Source organism: Cellulomonas sp. P4_D11, assembly GCF_056401915.1.
In genome coordinates this window covers 127332-143494 of record NZ_JBFUIK010000003.1, presented here as the reverse complement: position 1 = coordinate 143494, position 16163 = coordinate 127332, and the positions used below count along the sequence as shown (strand labels likewise).

At 71.6% G+C, this 16163-nt stretch carries 17 protein-coding genes; 11 read left to right on the top strand and 6 right to left on the bottom strand.

Translation table 11 applies throughout. The features are described 5' to 3' along the window. The first annotated feature begins 86 nt into the window (after positions 1-86). From AC1DT4_RS03285 to AC1DT4_RS03275, 3 genes are all read left to right on the top strand, one after another. Positions 87-911 (top strand): LLM class flavin-dependent oxidoreductase, encoded by an 825-nt coding sequence (locus tag AC1DT4_RS03285; protein ID WP_477088333.1) that lies wholly within the window; start codon positions 87-89, stop codon positions 909-911. After that, positions 908-1594, top strand: a complete 687-nt coding sequence (locus AC1DT4_RS03280) for a GNAT family N-acetyltransferase (RefSeq protein ID WP_477088332.1) — start codon at positions 908-910, stop codon at positions 1592-1594. The genes AC1DT4_RS03285 and AC1DT4_RS03280 overlap by 4 nt, the downstream gene beginning before the upstream one ends. A 167-nt stretch (positions 1595-1761) precedes the next feature. Then, a complete protein-coding gene (locus tag AC1DT4_RS03275; protein WP_477088331.1) occupies positions 1762-2553 on the top strand; it encodes a zinc ribbon domain-containing protein in 792 nt (263 codons plus the stop codon). Here the strand turns inward: AC1DT4_RS03275 and AC1DT4_RS03270 are convergent, their stop codons facing one another. The 3 genes from AC1DT4_RS03270 to AC1DT4_RS03260 all read right to left on the bottom strand — a co-directional run bounded on the left by AC1DT4_RS03270 (position 2554) and on the right by AC1DT4_RS03260 (position 4865). Continuing rightward, the gene (locus AC1DT4_RS03270) at positions 2554-2931 is read right to left on the bottom strand and encodes an SseB family protein (RefSeq protein ID WP_477088330.1); all 378 of its coding nucleotides are present in this window, start codon (positions 2929-2931) and stop codon (positions 2554-2556) included. Between the two features lie 47 nt (positions 2932-2978). Then, positions 2979-3302, bottom strand: a complete 324-nt coding sequence (locus tag AC1DT4_RS03265; RefSeq protein ID WP_477088329.1) for a hypothetical protein — start codon at positions 3300-3302, stop codon at positions 2979-2981. 90 nt (positions 3303-3392) lie between these two features. Continuing rightward, a complete protein-coding gene (locus tag AC1DT4_RS03260) occupies positions 3393-4865 on the bottom strand; it encodes an MFS transporter (RefSeq protein ID WP_477088328.1) in 1473 nt (490 codons plus the stop codon). 240 nt (positions 4866-5105) lie between these two features. Between AC1DT4_RS03260 and AC1DT4_RS03255 the strand changes: the two genes are divergently transcribed. From AC1DT4_RS03255 to AC1DT4_RS03235, 5 genes are all read left to right on the top strand, one after another. Continuing rightward, positions 5106-7325 (top strand): glycoside hydrolase domain-containing protein, encoded by a 2220-nt coding sequence (locus tag AC1DT4_RS03255; RefSeq protein WP_477088327.1) that lies wholly within the window; start codon positions 5106-5108, stop codon positions 7323-7325. Positions 7326-7346: 21 nt separating this feature from the next. Then, positions 7347-8642 carry a glycosyltransferase gene (locus tag AC1DT4_RS03250; RefSeq protein ID WP_477088326.1) on the top strand — a complete coding sequence of 432 codons (1296 nt, stop codon included), beginning with the start codon at positions 7347-7349 and terminating at the stop codon, positions 8640-8642. 54 nt (positions 8643-8696) lie between these two features. After that, complete coding sequence (locus AC1DT4_RS03245; protein ID WP_477088325.1) at positions 8697-9728, top strand: LLM class flavin-dependent oxidoreductase; 1032 nt, start codon at positions 8697-8699, stop codon at positions 9726-9728. A 119-nt stretch (positions 9729-9847) separates the two neighbouring features. Beyond that, the gene (locus tag AC1DT4_RS03240) at positions 9848-10003 is read left to right on the top strand and encodes a hypothetical protein (protein WP_477088324.1); all 156 of its coding nucleotides are present in this window, start codon (positions 9848-9850) and stop codon (positions 10001-10003) included. Further along, positions 9996-10433: a hypothetical protein gene (locus AC1DT4_RS03235; RefSeq protein WP_477088323.1), complete on the top strand. Its 438-nt coding sequence runs from the start codon at positions 9996-9998 to the stop codon at positions 10431-10433. The genes AC1DT4_RS03240 and AC1DT4_RS03235 overlap by 8 nt, the downstream gene beginning before the upstream one ends. On the opposite strand, the gene AC1DT4_RS03230 is transcribed toward AC1DT4_RS03235, so the two are convergent. Continuing rightward, positions 10430-11704 (bottom strand): alpha/beta fold hydrolase, encoded by a 1275-nt coding sequence (locus AC1DT4_RS03230; protein WP_477088322.1) that lies wholly within the window; start codon positions 11702-11704, stop codon positions 10430-10432. The genes AC1DT4_RS03235 and AC1DT4_RS03230 overlap by 4 nt on opposite strands. A 167-nt stretch (positions 11705-11871) precedes the next feature. Here AC1DT4_RS03230 and AC1DT4_RS03225 point away from each other — a divergent pair, with 167 nt between their 5' ends. Together AC1DT4_RS03225 and AC1DT4_RS03220 are read left to right on the top strand one after the other, a co-directional pair. Beyond that, positions 11872-13251 (top strand): MFS transporter, encoded by a 1380-nt coding sequence (locus tag AC1DT4_RS03225; RefSeq protein WP_477088390.1) that lies wholly within the window; start codon positions 11872-11874, stop codon positions 13249-13251. A 25-nt stretch (positions 13252-13276) separates the two neighbouring features. Beyond that, on the top strand, positions 13277-13459 hold the full coding sequence (locus AC1DT4_RS03220) for an antitoxin (RefSeq protein WP_477088321.1): 183 nt from the start codon (positions 13277-13279) through the stop codon (positions 13457-13459). Between the two features lie 42 nt (positions 13460-13501). On the opposite strand, the gene AC1DT4_RS03215 is transcribed toward AC1DT4_RS03220, so the two are convergent. Next, positions 13502-14128 (bottom strand): hypothetical protein, encoded by a 627-nt coding sequence (locus AC1DT4_RS03215; RefSeq protein WP_477088320.1) that lies wholly within the window; start codon positions 14126-14128, stop codon positions 13502-13504. Between the two features lie 122 nt (positions 14129-14250). Here AC1DT4_RS03215 and AC1DT4_RS03210 point away from each other — a divergent pair, with 122 nt between their 5' ends. Continuing rightward, positions 14251-14691, top strand: a complete 441-nt coding sequence (locus AC1DT4_RS03210) for a nitroreductase family deazaflavin-dependent oxidoreductase (RefSeq protein WP_477088319.1) — start codon at positions 14251-14253, stop codon at positions 14689-14691. Here the strand turns inward: AC1DT4_RS03210 and AC1DT4_RS03205 are convergent. Then, positions 14654-16162 (bottom strand): amino acid permease, encoded by a 1509-nt coding sequence (locus tag AC1DT4_RS03205; protein WP_477088318.1) that lies wholly within the window; start codon positions 16160-16162, stop codon positions 14654-14656. The genes AC1DT4_RS03210 and AC1DT4_RS03205 overlap by 38 nt on opposite strands. Between the last annotated feature and the right edge of the window lies 1 nt (position 16163).

The following is a 16163-nucleotide window of genomic DNA, read 5'->3' as shown; positions in this document are numbered from 1 at the left end:
ACGGGATCGGCAGATGCGAGGCCGCGCTTGAGGTCGGGGCGGTGATCCCGGCGGGCTGTCGGAGGTCGGGCGTAGCGTCGTGCGTCATGAAGTTCGGTGTCACCGCCTCGTGCGGGTCAGCAACCCAGTCGATCGAGATGGCCGTCGCCGCCGAGGACGCGGGCTGGGACGGGTTCTTCGCCTGGGACGGCATCAGCGTCGGCCCCATGGACACGTTCGACCCGTGGACCATCCTCGGTGCGGCCGCGGTCCGGACCAGCCGCATCACGCTCGGCGCCATGGTCTTCTCGCTCCCCCGCCGCAAGCCGTGGGAGGTAGCCCGGCAGGCGCTGACGGTCGACCACCTCTCGGGCGGCCGGCTGGTGCTCCCGGTCGGGCTCGGCGCGATCGACGACGGCGCGTACAGCCGGGTGTCCGGTGAGCACGTCGCGGTCAAGGAGCGGGCGGCCCTGCTCGACGACAGCCTCGCGATCCTCGACCTCGCGTGGACCGGGGAGCCGGTCACCTACGAGGGCACGTTCCACCGCGTCACGGACCTCGCGTTCCAGCCGCGCCCGGTCCGCGGCACCATCCCGGTCTGGGTGATCGGGGCGTGGTTCGCGCCGCGCTCGATGCGCCGGGCGGCCGGCCGCGACGGGGTCATCGCGACCCGGCGCGAGGACGGGTTCGACCCCCTGAAGCCCGACGAGATGCGGAAGGTCAGCGACTGGGTCACCGAGCAGCGCGGCGGCGAGCCGTTCGAGCTCGTCGCCGAGGGCGTCCTGCCCACGGACGGCGCCGCCGCGCGCGAGAAGATCGAGGCTCTCGAGGCCGCCGGAGTCACGTGGTGGATCGACTCGAACTGGGACTTCGACACCGTCACCCCGGACGGCCTGCTGGAGCGCATCCGACGCGGACCGATCCCGGCGTGACCACGGTCGCCGACTGCGAGCGCGTCCAGACCAGCTGGTTCCAGCTGCACGCGCAGGCGCTCGGGACCGATGCCTGGGAGGACGGCGGACTGACCTGGGCGAACGGTGACCTCCTGTTCCCCCAGGTCATTGACCCGACGGCCCTGGCACGCGGGCTCGAGCGTGCCCGGTCGCGCAACCCGTCGATCATCGGCGCCTGGCTCGGGCTGGACGTCGACCCGGCCCCGCTCGCCGCCGCAGGCTTCGAGAAGGGCTGGTCGCCGTGGTGGATGGCCGGCCCGATCGGCCTCGGGCTCCCGGCGGACCCACGCGTCGAGCTCCAGGAGACGACCACCGACTACGGCGGCGAGCACGCCGCGTACGCGCAGGAGCTCGCGATGGCGCGGCTCCGGCCGGCCCGCGCCTGGTACGCGGCGGCGTACGACGACGGTCGGCTGGCGGGCCGGGCCTGGTCGCACCTCGTCGGCAACCTGGCGGGGGTCTTCGACGTCGCCGTGTGGGAGACGTTCCAGCGTCGCGGCCTGGGCACCGGACTGATGCAGGCGGTGTGCGGCGCAGCGGCCTCGGCCGGCGCCGAGCACGCCGTCCTGAACTCGACCCCGGCGGGGCGAGCTCTCTACGAGAGGTGCGGCCTGGCCATGATCGGCACAGGCATCACCTGGTGGCTGCACCTGCGGGCGTGACGGAATCCTCTGCGCGGGCCGTCGGGAGGCCATCGCGCGCCCGTCGTCGCAGGTCACGGGCCCGCTGACCGGGCTGAGAGGCGCACCTGGTCCCGCGTCCGTCTCAACCCCCGGACCTACGGCCGCCTCCAGTGCGTCACACTCTCCCTAGAGGCGAAGGAGCACTCATGCTGACATGCCCGGTCTGTCGATCCGGAGAGCTCGAACTCGTCGAACGGTTGGCGGACGATCGCCGCACCGTCCGCTGCACGGCCTGTGACCACCAGTGGACCCGCGGGGAGGCGAAGACCTCGGCCCCGCTGCCGTCGTCGTCGGCCGACCTGCAGGCCCGGTTCCCCGACCGCACGGCGGTCGACCCGTCCCGCCTCGAGCGCGTGGAGAAGCTGGCGGCCGAGGCCCCACCCAGCGACCCCGGCCCGGACTGGTCGCACTACCAGCACGTGTTCAGCCGCGACGAGATCACGAGCTGCGAGCCCAGCGACCTCAAGGCGTTCGTCAACGACACCCCCGGCGCGACCAACGCGACCACCGCGTCGTTCAACCGGGCGTGGGCGTCGATGGGCGAGCACGAGGCGTCGTCCCGCACCCGCAACACGATCCGGTACCTGCTCTACGGGCCCGAGACCGTGCCGCTGCCCGACCGGCTGACCCGCCTGATCCTCGGCCAGGGCGGACTCGGGATGACCGGCTTCAAGGAGCCCGCCCTCACTCGGGTGCTTTGCGCGATGTCCCCGGACACGTACCTGCCCATCTGGACGTACGGCGCCGCGCGCGGCGGCAAGCGCGAGATCGCGAAGCGGGTCTACGGGCTGACGCTCCCGGACGTCGCCAAGGAGCAGTTCACCATCGGGCGCCTCGCCCTGTGGAGCAACGAGCTGCTGGTCGACCTGGCCGGCAACGACTTCGACGACCTGACTCAGGCCGCCGCGTTCCTCACCAGCGTGAAGATCCCGGCCTGATCACTCCTCGTGGGGCCGGGCGAGCTCGTCGCGCAGAGTCGCGACGACGTCCGGCCCCAGCTCGAACCCCTGCGAGCTGCCCGGGTTGATCACGATGCCCACGTCCGCGGGCATCCGCAGCAGCACCTCGCGGACCGGCATGGCGACCGCGTCGCCGCCGATCTTGCCCTCGTCCTTGAAGCGCTGCACCGACGAGAACGCCACCAGGTGGTGCACGCCGTCGCGCTGCACGATGGCCGGGATGAACCCCTCGAAGTGCTCCCCGACCGGCCCGCCGCTCGGCACGGCCAGCTGCTCGTACTCGAACCGCGTCAGCAGCTTGGCGCCGTCGATCGTGCCGGGAGCAGCCGTGCGCAACGCCTGGTCGAAGTCCTTCATGTGCGTGCTCCCTCGTCGGTGCGGGCGAGGCTCACGCTACCGGCGGATCAGTCCGTCGCCAGCCGGAACAGCGTCGGCGTGACGACCTCCAGTCGCCGCACCTCGAACCCGGTCCGCCGACCGACCACGTGCCGCGACCAGGCGTGCGCGCGGCACAGCTCCTCGCTCGACCAGACCTGCCCGTTGGGCCAGCCGGGGGTGTCCAGCCGCACCCCCATGACCTCGCCCATGACGAGGACCCAGCGGGAGTCCGGGCCGTCGGGGACCTCACCGATCGGGTGCGCGACCCCCCAGACCGTCGAGCCGACCTCGGGCTGGCGGTCGTCGGCGGCGTCGTAGAGCCGGGGCGTCGTGGCGAGCGTGGCGGCCATGGTGGGTCCTCTCTCGTCGTCGGCCCCATCTCACGCGGCCGACGTGGCGCGCACGTGAAGGCCGTCCGACGAGGGGATGACGATCTCGCCTCACTCCGTGGGCGGCGGACCGCCGTGCGCGTTCACCTTCCTCGGCAGCACGAACACGAGCGCGAAGGCGACGATCGACAGTGCCGCGCTGACCGCCATGGCGTGCGCGGCGCTGTCGACGAACGCCTGCGGGGCCCCGGCGGGGCTGGTGATGTGCAGGGTGCCGAAGAGCACGCTGCCGATGACCGCGATGCCGATGGCCGATCCCACGCGCTGCATCACGCTGATCACGCCGCTGGCCGAGCCGGCCTCAGACCGGTCCACGGTGGCCACGATGAACTGCACGTTCGGCGCGATGAACAGCCCGCTGCCGATGCCCGCGATCAGCAGCGGTGCCAGCAGGTCCCAGTTGGCCAGGTCCTGCGCTGGCTCGATCCGGAGCACCAGCCACACCCATACCAACCCGATGCAGACCATCGCGGTGCCGACGATGAGCACGGTCCGGCCCAGCCGCTGCGACAGCCGGTTGCTCTGCGACGCCCCGATGATGCTGCCGATGGCGAACGGCACCCCGACCACGCCGGACTCGAGCGCGGTGTGCCCGAGCCCCGCCTGCCAGAGCAGCGAGATGGTGAAGAAGATGCTGGTGAACGCCGCGAAGTAGACGAGCGCGAGGATCGTCCCGCCCGTGAACTGCGGGTGCGAGAACAGGTGCGGCGGCACCATCGGGTTCTCGTCGACGATCCGCAGCTCCCAGAGCGCGAACGCGACGATCAGCAGGACCCCGGCCACCAGCGTGATGAACGTCCAGGGCGGCCACCCCTTGTCCTGGCCCTCGATCAGAGGCACGAGCAGAGCCACCAGCCCCGCCGTCAGAAGGATGAGCCCGACGAAGTCGTAGCCCTCCTTGGCCTGCCCCTCGTGGCCGGCCGGCAGGATCTTCGCGGCCGCGATCAACGCGATGATCCCGATCGGGATGTTGACCCAGAAAACGAGCCGCCAGCCGTTCTCGTCGCCGAACGCCTCGATGATCAACCCGCCGAGGATCGGCCCCAACGCCGTCGAGACCCCGATGACCGACCCCATGATCGCGAACGCCTTGCCGCGCACCGGCCCCGGGAACAACAGCTGGATCATCGCCGTGACTCCCGGCACGAACATGCCGCCGGCCAGGCCCTGGATGACGCGCGCGATGATCAGCTGAAGGCTCGTCTGCGCGAGCCCGCAGAACAGGCTGGCGACCGTGAACAGCAGCAGGCCGGTGAAGAAGACCCACTTGTGCCCGATCCGGTCCCCGACCCGTCCCGCCGGGATCAGGGCGATGCCGAACGCCAGCGCGTAGCCGCTGATGATCCAGCTGAGCGTCGCCTCGGACGCATCGAGGCTGAGGCGGATGGTCGGCAGCGCGACGTTGACGATCGTCGTGTCCAGCAGGGCCATGAACATGCCGGCCATGAGCACGACGAGCGCGTTCCACGCGCTACGCGGGACGGTCGGCGGTTGGTACTGCCGGGCGGTCGTCGCGTCCGTCATCTGATCGTCCTTCGTCGGATGGACGACGCGGCCGGGCGCGCGCCAGCACCCACACTCCACCGGTGACGGTGGTCTCGCAACGGCTCGATCGTTGGCTGCGGAGAGATGGCCCACACCTTCTGTCGCCACGAAACCCACCCGCAACACTCCCCCCGTACCGTCCCCCCAACGAGGCATGGACGCAGTCGTCGCCCGCACGCGACCTGTGGTCCCCGACGGACGAGCGCGAGGAGCGGACCGATGTTCGAACGCGTCGACCCCTTCATCGGCACGGAGGCCACGAGCCTGCCCGCGCAGGAGGGCCTCGCGACGACCTGGTGGTGGCCGAAGCCGCAGGTCGGGAACACGCACCCGGGCGCCACCTACCCGCTCGGCATGGTCAGCGCGTGCGCGTACAGCGGGGCGTACCCGACCGGGTATGGCCGCTACGACCTCGGCACCGAGGGCCTCCCGACGGAGATGCACGACCGGCAGGTGGCCAGCGGGTTCACGCACTTCCAGCAGTCCGGCACGGGCGCCATCCGCAAGTACTACAACTACTTCCGCGTCACGCCGATGCTGCAGCCGCTGGACGACCTGGGGCAGCTGTGGGACATCGTCGACGAGGACGCCGAGCCCGGCTACTACGCCGCGACCCTCGAGAGTGGCATCCGAGCCGAGATCACGGTCGGCCCCAAGTCCGCCGTCCACCGGTACACGTTCCCCGCGCACCGCGACGCGCGGCTGGTCATCGACTTCTCGCTCGGCGGCCTGACCATCCCGCACGGCCGGACGGTGCCGCTCCGGGCGCACCTGCACTCGATCAGCCCGGGAGTCGCGCAGGGCGAGATCGTGGTCGAGGGTGCCCCGCTGGCCATCCACGTCGAGTGCGACGACCCGCGCTGGCGGCAGATGCTCTGGTACGACCGCCGGCTGATGCCGGGCGGCACGCGCTTGGACTTCGACCGGATCCGCCCGACGACGCTGCGGCCGTTCGGGCTCATGTGGGCCGGGCCGTCGGAGCCCGGGCAGGTGGTGGAGCTGCGGTTCGGGTTCTCGCTGCGGGGCGTCGACCAGGCGCGGGAGAACCTCGAGCGCGAGTGCGGTCCGGGGCCGTCCAGCTTTGCGACGAGGCGCGCGGCCACCGCGGAGGCCTGGCAGTCGGGGCTCAGCAAGATCCGCGTCGACACCCCGTCGCGCGACAAGCAGACGGTCTTCTCGACCGCGCTCTACCACTCGCTCATCAAGCCCTGCCTGGCCCCCGACGAGTCGCCGTTCTGGCCGGCGGACGGCCCGTTCGCGTTCGACCTCGCGACGATGTGGGACATCTACCGGACGCAGCTCCCGCTCCTCACCACGCTCGTGCCGGACAAGGCCGTCGAGCTGGCCAACGCGCTCCTGTACATCTCCGAGGAGGAGGGCAACCTCCCGATCGGCTACCGGATGGCGCGCGGCGCAGACCAGTTCAGCCGGCAGGCGTCGGCACTCGCGCACACCTTCCTGTCCGACCTCTGCCAGCTGGGCCTGCCCGGTCTCGACTGGGACTGGGCGCTCGTGCACATGCACAACGACCTTCGTCGGACCTACGGCGAGGACTTCCTGCTGCGCGGCAAGGTGCACCCGATCAGCCACACGCTCGACCTCGCGTTCGGGTACTGGTGCACGTCGCAGATCGCGGCCCACGTCGGCGACGCGGCGCTCGTCGAGCAGTTCACGCCGCTCGCCGCGCGCTGGATCAACGCGTTCGACGAGTCCACCGGCCTGCTCGAGGACTCCACGTACTACGAGGGTGGCCGCTGGAACTACTCGTTCCGGCTGCTGCACGACATGGCGGCGCGGATCAAGCTCTCGGGTGGCGACGACGCCTTCGTCGCCCAGCTCGACCAGTTCTTCGGGTTCGGGGCGCCGCCCGTCGTGCAGCCGGGGCACCGGCCGGGCATCGAGGAGATGGCCGCCGGGTACGCGCTCAACCGCTTCGAGGGCCTGAACAACGAGCCCGACATGGAGGCGCCGTGGTCGTACCACTACGCCGGCCGGCCGGACCGGACCGCGGAGGTCGTGCAGGCGATCGTGCAGAACCAGTTCGGCGTCGGGCGTGGCGGCATGCCGGGCAACGACGACTCCGGCGGGCTCTCGTCGTGGTTCGTGTGGGCGTCGCTCGGGCTCTTCCCGGTCGCCGGCCAGAACCTGTTCCTCATCAGCGCGCCGGCGTGGCGGGAGTCGAGCATCGACGTCGGCGACCGCAACCTCACCATCGAGACCTCAGGGTTCACCGAGCCGACACCTGGCGGACCGATCCAGTACGTACAGTCCGTGCACCTCGACGGCGAGCGTCTCGACCGCACCTGGCTGACAGGCACGGAGCTCCACCGCGGGGGACGCCTCCACCTGACGCTGGGCCCGGAGCCGAGCGACTGGGGCACCACCGTCCGGCCGCCCTCCGTCAGCACCACGCCCCCGACCACCGCGCTGCGGCGCTGAGCGAGCCGACAAGGAGCAGCCGTGACCACGAACCGCCGTCTCGTCATCGTCGTCCGAGCCGACCCGGTCATCTGCGGGCACTCGGGCGAGGCCCGCAACCTCGCCGAGGCCGCTCTGCAGAGGGGTTTCGACGACGTCCGCATCGTCACGTGGCCCATCGACCGGCTGCAGCAGACGGGCCTGCCGCTCAAGCCCCTCGACGGCGTGCTGCCCTACTCGCCGGGGATCACGGTCGAGCGCCCCGAGCCCGTCGGCGACTACAAGGTCCCCGACGGCCGCTGGCTCGCCGGCATCGTGGGCCGCCTGGTCGAGCTCTTCACCGACGGGGTCCCGACGGTCGCGATGTCGCTGTACCTGAGCCCGCACTCGCTGGCCGTCGCCGACGCCGTGCACGTCGCGCGCCGCACGGGCCTCCCGGTCAACGTCACCACGGTCGCCGAGGCGGTCGGGTCCGACGTCACCAACGTCGTGCGCGCCTGCGTCGAGAAGGACGAGTTCGGCGCCGCCGCGCACGTCCTGTCCAGCTACCTCGAGCACGACGTCTGCCTCGCGGTCAGCGACTACACGCGCCAGCTGATCATCGCCGAGGCCGCCGCCATCGACGCCAAGCACGGCACCACGTTCGCCGCGCAGTGCCGCGAGCGCGTCACCGTCTCCTACCCGGCCATCGACGTCGCGTCGTACCTCGACCTCGACATCCGGGAGACGGCCCGCGTCCTCGACGAGCGCGGCCTGGTGCACGACGGCTACGTCCTCTTCCTGTCCCGGCTCGCGCACGCGAAGGGTGTCGACGACCTCATCGCGGGCTTCGCCCGGAGCCACGCCGCCGACGCCCTGAAGCTGGTCATCGCCGGCAACGGCCCCGACGCGATCCGGCTGCAGGAGATGGCGCGCCAGTCGAGCGCCGCCGATCGCATCGTGTTCTTCGACGACGTCGACGACGACGAGAAGGCGCACCTCATGGCCTCCTCGGCGGCCTACGTCCTGCCGAGCAAGCCGCGCCCCGAGTTCGTCGAGACGTTCGGCATCGCGCTGGCCGAGAAGATGCTCGCCGGCGGCGGTCCGGTCATCACCACGGACACCGGCGGCATCGGCGAGGCGGTCGGCGACGCCGCGCTGATCGTCCCCGTCGAGTCCCCGTCGGCGATCGCGGCGGCGCTCGACCGCGTCCTCGCGATGACCACCGACGAGCGCGCCGGCTGGGAGACCCGCGCCCGCCTGCACGCCCTGCAGTTCGACCGCGGCGCCGTGCTCGACGCGATCCTCGACCGCGTCGCCCAGGTGCAGCTCCCGCGGGTCCCCGCCTCCGTCTACTGAGACGACGGCGAGAGCGTGCCGACGCCGGGTCGGGTGCGCTCGTACGATGCGCGCGTGACCCCCCGCCTCGAGCTCAGCTTCCTCACGTTCGTGCCCTACGACGACCCGGCGGACGCCGGCCAGTCGCTGCGTGACGCGATCGACCTGTTCCGGTTCGCCGAGGAGCTCGGGTACGACGTCGGTTGGGTCCGCGTCAGGCACCTCGAGAAGTTCCTGTCGTCGCCGTTCCCGCTCTTCGCCGCGATCGGCCAGGCGACCACGCGGATCCGCTTCGGTACCGCGGTCCTGCCGATGCGTTACGCCGACCCGATCGCGGTCGCCGAGGACGCCGCGACCGTCGACCTGCTCTCGGGCGGCCGGCTCGAGCTCGGCGTCGCCGGTGGGATCAAGCCGTCGGCCTCGCTCCTCGACGGCGTCTACGGCGCGAGCGAGCGGTCGTTCGACGACGAGTCCCAGCACCGGATCGCCCGCCTCCGCGCGGCCCTCGCCGGAGAGCCCGTGGCGGTGGCACCCGAGGGCGGCTTCCCGATCGCGCCGCCCGGCACCGAGCTCATCGTCCGGCCGCACAGCCCCGGCCTCGCCGACCGGGTCTGGTACGGCCCGGGCTCGAGGTCGACCGCCGTCCGCACCGCCGAGCAGGGCATGGACCTCCTCGTCTCGACGCTCAACAGCGAGGACGACGGCCGCTCGTTCGAGGAGACGCAGCGCGACCAGATCCGCGCGTACAAGGAGGCGTTCGACGTCCCCGGTCGGACCCCGCGCGCCGTCGCCGGCCGCATCGTGCTGCCGAGCGTCACGCCCGAGGACGACGAGCTCTTCGCCGAGTACATCGCCTGGTACGCCGGCCGGTTCGACGCGACGGGCCGCCCGCCCGCCGGCACCGGGTTCGGCGTGTTCAGCCCGACGCACCACGGGAGCGCCGACGAGGTCGTCGTGAGCCTGCGGGCCGACGTCGCCCTCCAGGAGGCCACGGGCCTCGACATCGTGCTGCCCGCGAACGCAACCCACGCGATGAGCCGCCGCATCCTGGAGAACGTCGCGACGAGCATCGCCCCCCGACTCGGCTGGACCCCGGCGCGAGCCTGATCAGCGGCACTGCGTGAAGACTTCGTCGCGCATAGCGAGACGAAGTCTTCACGCAGACCGCCGAGCCCACGCCTGAAGCACAGCCCTCGCACCGCAACGGCACAGCGGCGACCGGCCGGATGGAGCCCGTCCACATCCTCGGGAACGAGCTCGCCGCGTTCGAGTCGTCGAAGGACTTCACGTCGCTGCTCTGCGCCTCGGCGGACATCACCGACGGCGCGACCTGCTCGGCGCGCGGGCAGCCCGCTCCGCGACGACTATCGAGCCATGACTGACGACGATCGCGACGACGCCCACCGCCCACCCGAGGGCACGCCAGAGTCGGTCGTCGACGCGGTCGGCGCGCTCACCGCGGCGTTCGAGGTGGTCGAGCACGCGCGCGGGATGCTCTATGCCTTCCACCGGCTGACCGGCCGCGCCGACAACGAGCTGGCGGAGGCCCTCGACCAGCTGGCCGAGGCGGGCCATCCGGGGCTGGCCGACGAGCTCCGCGCCGAGCTCGTCGGCCGCAACGTGCTGCAGGGGCGGTGGACGTTCCAGGTGGTCGAGGAGTACGACGCGGACTACTACCGGGTGTTCGAGGCCGCCGAGCGGCGCGTCCGCGACGAGCTCATGGGCGGTCGTCGGCACGTGTACGAGGCCCGGCTCAAGGAGGAGAACCGCACCCACGGCCGCGCCGGCCACGAGCCGCGCCCCCCGGACTAGCGCCCCGTCACTCGCGCCTTCCCCGCGGCGATGTCGAACAGTCGCGGCAGGATCGTGTCGCCGGCCACCCGGAGCCCGTCGTGCAGGTGCTCGTTGGTGATCCAGACGTCCAGGTTGCCGACGGAGGTCGCCAGGGCGAGGTCGAGGTCGACGTACGGGTCGTCGTAGTACTGGACGGCGGCGACGGGCACCTCGTTGGCGGCGAGGCGGTCGAGGTCGTAGAGCAGCGGCCACTCCGTGCGGGCGGCCAGCTCCTCGGCGACGGCGCGGAACGGGCGCAGCGCGCGGTGCTGGTAGTACATCCACGGGAAGATGACCTCGCCGGTCAGCTGCAGCGGGCGCGCGTCGGCGGCGAACGACGGCCAGCGGTCGTGCTCGGCCTGAGCGGCCCAGCCCGGTTCGCGGGAGCCCTGGTGGTAGATGACCTCCTGCAGCACGGCGTACAGAGGACCGCTCTCGAAGCCGGTCGACCGCACGACCGACGCAAGGAAGGCGTCGGACAGGTCACCGGCCGGGGTGCGCGCGGTGTCCAGCATCCAGTGCACCTCGTCGAGACCCGTGCTCATGCCGAACGACTGCCCCAGCTGCTGCAGGCGCTCGACCGTGAACGGCTCGCCGGTGGGCAGGACGGTCGACCCGAGGTCGTCGGCGACGGAGCCCAGCAGCTCGACGTCGGACGGGTAGAGGCGGGCGAGCTCGCGGTTGCGCGCGGCCTGGCGGCGGTAGGTCGCCGAGTAGACGTCCTCGGCGGTCGCGGCCGCCGGCGGGAGCCCGCCTGTCACGAAGCAGCGGGTCAGCGCGTCGGGGTGGCGCGACAGGTAGGTGAGCGTGAGGAAGCCGCCGTAGGACTGCCCGAGCGTGGCCCACCGACGCCCGCCGAAGACGGTCGTGCGGAGGTGCTCAGCGTCGGCCACGATGGCGTCGCCGCGGAAGCACGCCAGGTAGTCGGCCGCCCGCGCCGCGTCGGGGAACCCGCCGATCACGCGCCCGTCCACCGGCGACGACCGCCCGGTCCCGCGCTGGTCCAGCAGGATCACGCGGTACTTCTTCAGGGCCGCCGCGATCCACCCGCCGCCCATCGGCCTCGGCCCCTGGCCGCCCGGGCCGCCCTGCAGGAACAGGAGCAACGGCAGGTCGTCCGACGCCTTCTCGGGGTCCACCAGCTCGCGCGCGAACACGTCGATCGACCCGAACCGCTCCGGCGCGGACCAGTCGACCGGCACCCGCACCCGGTGGTCGCGGACGGTGAAGCCGGTCATCGCGTAGGCCATGGGCGCCAGCCTAGGACTCGGCCCGAAGCCACGACTGGCTGCGGTTCGGGCGCTGACGACGCATCCTGGTGGCACACCACCAGGGAGGCATCCTGACCACCGCACGCACCGCCGAGGGCACCGGCGTCGGCTTCCGCACCGAGCGCGGGCCGATCCTCGTCGCGATCATGGTGACCACCGGCCTGGTCGCCATCGACGCGACGATCCTGGCCACGGCCGTCCCGACGATCGTGGCCGACCTCGGCGGCTTCACCAGCTTCCCGTGGCTGTTCTCGGTCTACCTGCTCACGCAGGCCGTCAGCGTCCCGATCTACTCCAAGCTGGCGGACACCGTCGGCCGCAAGCCGGTGATCCTGCTCGGCATCGGGCTGTTCCTGCTCGGCTCGGTGCTCTGCGGGTTCGCGTGGAGCATGCCGGCGCTCATCGCGTTCCGCGCGGTGCAGGGGCTGGGCGCCGGTGCGGTGCAGCCCATGGCCATCACGATCGCGGGCGACATCTACACGGTCGCCGAGCGCGCCAAGGCGCAGGGCTACATCGCGAGCGTGTGGGGCATCTCGTCGGTGGTCGGCCCGACGCTCGGCGGCGTGTTCTCCGAGTTCCTCAGCTGGAACTGGATCTTCTTCGTCAACATCCCCCTGTGCCTGGCCGCGGCCTGGCTGCTGGTCCGCTACTTCCACGAGACCGTCGAGCGCACCCGGCACCGCATCGACTGGGCCGGTGGCGCCCTGCTCACCACGGGCATGAGCCTGCTGATCCTGGCGCTGCTCGAGGGCGGGCACGCATGGGAGTGGCTGTCGGTGCAGAGCATCGGCGCGTTCGTCGTCGGCACCCTGCTCCTGGTCGCGTTCGTGCTGGTGGAGCAGCGGGCCGAGGAGCCGGTGCTGCCGCTCTGGGTCTTCTCGCGCCGGCTCCTGGTGGCCACGGCGCTGGTGTCCGTGGGCGTCGGCGTCGTCCTCATCGGGCTCACCTCGTACGTGCCGTCGTTCCTCGAGGCCCTGCTCGGCGTCTCACCGCTGACGTCGGGGCTGACCCTGGCGGCCCTGACCATCGGCTGGCCGATCTCCGCGTCGCAGTCGGGGCGGCTGTACCTGCGGTTCGGGTTCCGCACCACCATGCTCATCGGGTCGAGCATCGTGGTGCTCGGCACCGCGGGGCTCGTGGTCGCGTCGATGCACCCGTCGGTGCTCGCGGTCGGGCTGTCGTGCTTCGTGGCCGGCGCCGGCCTCGGCCTGGTCGCGTCGCCCGGCCTGATCGCCGCGCAGTCGAGCGTCGGCTGGGGCGACCGCGCCGTCGTGACGGGCGCCAACCTGTTCGCCCGGTCGATGGGCAGCGCCGTCGGCGTCGCGGCCCTCGGTGCCCTGGTCAACACCCTGTTCAGCGGCGACGACCCCGCTCAGGACCCCGCGCAGTTCGGCGACGCCGTGACCGTGGCGTTCACCGCCGTCGCGGTCGTCGCGCTGGGCATCGTCGCGGCGTCGGCGGTCATGCCGCGGACGACGGTGGAGCACGTCCCGACGAGCGGGCCGACCGACCCCGGCGGAGACTGAGGCTCACCGAGCGAAGGGCACGACCATGGGCATCGAGGATCTGGTCAACCAGGCGAAGGCCGCCGTCGACGGGCACGAGGAGCAGGCCAAGGACGTGCTCGACAAGGCGGCCGAGGCCGTCAAGGCGAAGACCAGCGACAGCCAGGACGGGATCGTCGACAGCGTCGTCGACAAGGCCAAGGGCTACCTCGACGACCAGAAGAAGTGACGACGATGCCCCCGGTCAGCCGACCGGGGGCATCGCGCGTGGTCAGTCCTCTTCGAGGCAGAGGTAGCTGCCGGCGTCGTCACCCTCGAGGTAGACGTCCGGGCACTCGTCCAGGTTCGAGACCTCGGAGACGGCCTTGTACTCGTGCGTGTCGTCGCACGAGACGAGCAGCGCGTTCTGGTCGTCGTCGATGTGCCAGCACGACCCGGCCGTCGCGGACAGGCTCTCCTGGCCGAAGAACGAGGCCGCGGCGGTGGCGCCCGACCCCACCACGAGCACCAGGCCCACGATCGCCACGGTCTTGGCGACGCCCGTGAGCGCCGGGGCGCCGTCCTTGCGGGCCGACCGGTACGCGTTGAACGAGCGGACGAGCGCGATGATGCCGACGATCATGCCGCCGTACCAGTACACGCCCGTCGTCGAGTTCGACGTGACGATCGTGGAGATCGCGCCGGCCAGGAAGAAGCCGACGCCGACCCAGAACGACGTGATCGCCTGCTTGTAGTGGCGCGTCCCCTCGGTGGTCTCGCCCGCGAGGGCGACGTCGTCGTCAACCCAGAGCTGCCAGCCGGGCGGCGGGGCGGGGAGCGACGGGTCGGGCGTCCAGCCGGGCTCGGGCTTGAACCCCTCGGGGGGCGTCGGCCAGTTCGGCGGCGGGTTGAACTTCAAGGCTGGACTCCGTCCTGTGCGAGCGCTGAGCGCGCTCTCTGTGACTCCCGTCATCGGTCGGCCGTGCCCGCCACTTGAGGTCCGCGGGAATGCGCGTGCCCGGCCGAGCCGTTCGGGTCGGTATGCCCCTCACCGGTGAGTACCTCCCGAGCACGTCCGCGTGGGCCCGCAAGCAGGCGGAGGCCTACGAGGCCTCCGACGGCCAGAAGGCGAACACGCTGCAGGGCAAGCCCGTCATCGTGCTGACGTCCGTGGGCGCGACGAGCGGGAGGCTCCGCAAGACGGCGCTCATGCGCGTCGAGCACGAGGGCCGGTACGCCGTCGTCGCGTCCAAGGGCGGCACCCCCGAGAACCCGGCCTGGTACCGCAACCTCGTCGAGCACCCGCACGTCGAGCTGCAGGACGGCGCGGTGAAGAAGGACTACGTCGCGCGCCAGACCAGCGGCGCCGAGCGCGACGAGTGGTGGGCGCGCGCGACCGAGGTCTGGCCGGCCTACGCGGGCTACCAGACCAAGACGGACCGGCTCATCCCGGTGTTCGTGCTGGAGCCGGTGGCGGGCTAGAGCGCTGCGCCGCCAGCGAGTGGCGGTACGAGTACGCGAAGTAGACGACGATCCCGACGGCCAGCCAGGCGAGGAACCGCAGCCAGGTCAGCGTGGTGAGGTTGACCATCAGCCACAGGCAGGCGACGCCGGCGATGATCGGAAGCGCCGGTGACCACGGCACCCGGAACCCGCGCGGCAGGTCCGGCCGCGTGCGCCGCAGGATCGGGATGCCAAAGCTGACCAGCACGAACGCCGACAGCGTCCCGATGTTGATCATCTCCTCGAGCAGCTCCACCTCGGACAGCCCGGCGATCACGGCGACGACGACGCCCACCCCGATCTGCAGCCGGACCGGCGTGCCGTACCGGTGCGAGGTCCGCGATGCGCCGCGGGGCAGCAGGCCGTCGCGGCTCATGGCGAAGACGATGCGCGTGAGGCCGAGCAGCAGCACCATGAGCACGGACGTGAGGCCGACGAGGATGCCGACCGAGATCACGCGGCCCGCCCAGTCGGCCCCCACCAGCACGAACGCCGTGGTCAGCGACGGGGTGTCCGCCGCCGCGAGGTCCGTGTACGAGACCATCCCCGTCACCACGACGGTCACCAGGACGTAGAGCACCGTGACGATCGCGAGGCCGCCGAGGATGCCGCGAGGCACCGTGCGCTGCGGCTCCTTGGTCTCCTCGGCGGTGGTGGCGACGACGTCGAAGCCGATGAACGCGAAGAACACCAGGGCGGCCCCCGACAGGATGCCGATCACGCCGTACGCCGTGGGCTCGAGCCCGAACAGGAACGCGAAGACCGGCTGCTCCAGCGACGTCCGCCCGGGTGCCGGCTGCGACGGCGGCACGAACGGCGTGTAGTTCGCGGTGTTCACGTAGAAGAACCCGACGACGATGACGAAGAGCGTGATTGCGACCTTGATGACGGTGAACACGCTGTTCACGCGCGTGCTGAGCTTGGTGCCGAGGGCGAGCAGCGCCGTGAAGATCCCGACGATCACCACGGGTCCCCACTCGACGTCGACCGGTCGCAGCGTCAGGGTCGTCGGCACGTCGATGCCGAACAGGCCGAACGCGTCCGAGAGGTACACGCCCCAGAACTTCGCGATGACCGCCGAGCCCAGCAGCATCTCGAGGATCAGGTCCCACCCGATGATCCAGGCGACAAGCTCCCCCATCGAGGCGTAGGAGAACGTGTAGGCGGACCCGGCGACCGGCAGTGTCGAGGCGAACTCGGCGTAGCACATGATGGCCAGCCCGCACACGACCGAGGCGATGAGGAACGAGACGATGACGGCCGGCCCGGCGTAGTTCGCCGCGGCGGTGGCGCCCACCGAGAAGATGCCCGCGCCGACCGCGACGGCCACCCCGAGGACGATGAGGTCCCAGGTGGTCAGGGTCCGCCGCAGGGCGCGGTCCGGGTCGAGCGACTCCTCGAGCGAGTCCTCGACCGACTTGCGCCGGAAGATGCTCGTGCTCCCTGCCATG

Bases quoted from the DNA above. Each gene is read 5' to 3' on its own strand.
- AC1DT4_RS03285 (WP_477088333.1), top strand. From the start codon at position 87: ATGAAGTTCGGTGTCACCGCCTCGTGCGGGTCAGCAACCCAGTCGATC.
- AC1DT4_RS03255 (WP_477088327.1), top strand. From the start codon at position 5,106: ATGTTCGAACGCGTCGACCCCTTCATCGGCACGGAGGCCACGAGCCTG.
- AC1DT4_RS03260 (WP_477088328.1), bottom strand. From the start codon at position 4,865: ATGACGGACGCGACGACCGCCCGGCAGTACCAACCGCCGACCGTCCCG.
- AC1DT4_RS03225 (WP_477088390.1), top strand. From the start codon at position 11,872: ATGGTGACCACCGGCCTGGTCGCCATCGACGCGACGATCCTGGCCACG.
- AC1DT4_RS03275 (WP_477088331.1), top strand. From the start codon at position 1,762: ATGCTGACATGCCCGGTCTGTCGATCCGGAGAGCTCGAACTCGTCGAA.
- AC1DT4_RS03240 (WP_477088324.1), top strand. From the start codon at position 9,848: ATGGAGCCCGTCCACATCCTCGGGAACGAGCTCGCCGCGTTCGAGTCG.
- AC1DT4_RS03220 (WP_477088321.1), top strand. From the start codon at position 13,277: ATGGGCATCGAGGATCTGGTCAACCAGGCGAAGGCCGCCGTCGACGGG.
- AC1DT4_RS03235 (WP_477088323.1), top strand. From the start codon at position 9,996: ATGACTGACGACGATCGCGACGACGCCCACCGCCCACCCGAGGGCACG.
- AC1DT4_RS03230 (WP_477088322.1), bottom strand. From the start codon at position 11,704: ATGGCCTACGCGATGACCGGCTTCACCGTCCGCGACCACCGGGTGCGG.
- AC1DT4_RS03265 (WP_477088329.1), bottom strand. From the start codon at position 3,302: ATGGCCGCCACGCTCGCCACGACGCCCCGGCTCTACGACGCCGCCGAC.
- AC1DT4_RS03205 (WP_477088318.1), bottom strand. From the start codon at position 16,162: ATGGCAGGGAGCACGAGCATCTTCCGGCGCAAGTCGGTCGAGGACTCG.
- AC1DT4_RS03270 (WP_477088330.1), bottom strand. From the start codon at position 2,931: ATGAAGGACTTCGACCAGGCGTTGCGCACGGCTGCTCCCGGCACGATC.
- AC1DT4_RS03210 (WP_477088319.1), top strand. From the start codon at position 14,251: ATGCCCCTCACCGGTGAGTACCTCCCGAGCACGTCCGCGTGGGCCCGC.